Annotated in this window: 1 pseudogene; it reads left to right on the plus strand. The window is 75.8% G+C overall.

From position 1 onward, the window contains the following. A pseudogene (locus KUM32_RS42200) lies at positions 1-582 on the plus strand (hypothetical protein); the annotation flags it as partial.

The raw sequence follows: 582 nt of genomic DNA on the forward strand, positions 1-582 counted from the left end.
CGCTGGCGCTGAGCAACCTGGGGGTCATGTACTGGAGCGCGCGAGACCGCCCCCGGGCGCTGGCCGCCGCCCGGGAGGCGGCCGACATCTACCGGCGCGTGGCGCGCGCCAACCCGGCCGCCTTCGAGCCCGAGCTGGTCCGGGTCCTGAACGACCTGCGCGGCTTCCTGTTCCGCAGCGAGCGGTGGCGCGAGGGGCTGGCCGTGGCCGACGAGGCGATGGGCATCGCCCGCGAGCGCGCGCCGGACGACCACGCGGCCCGGGCCCGGCTGGCCCGGTTGCTGGTGCAGTGCGCGCGAGGCCGCGTGCGCTCCGGGCTCGACGTGCACCAGGCCGAGCACGAGGTGGCGGAGGCCATCACCCACTACGAGCACCTCACGGCGGCCCACGCCGACTTCGCCAGCCCGCTACGGGACGCGCGCGAGGCCCAGCGGGAGGTACGGGACAAGCTCCAGGGCATCCCGCCCGAGCCGCACCGCAACTGGACGGCCGAGGAGCACTGGGCCACCCTCCTCGGCCAGGACGAGGTCTGGCAGGACGCCCAGGACCACCGCTACCTGCTCGACACCATGACGCCGCGCT

The sequence above is a fragment of the Streptomyces sp. AC627_RSS907 genome, from assembly GCF_019049165.1.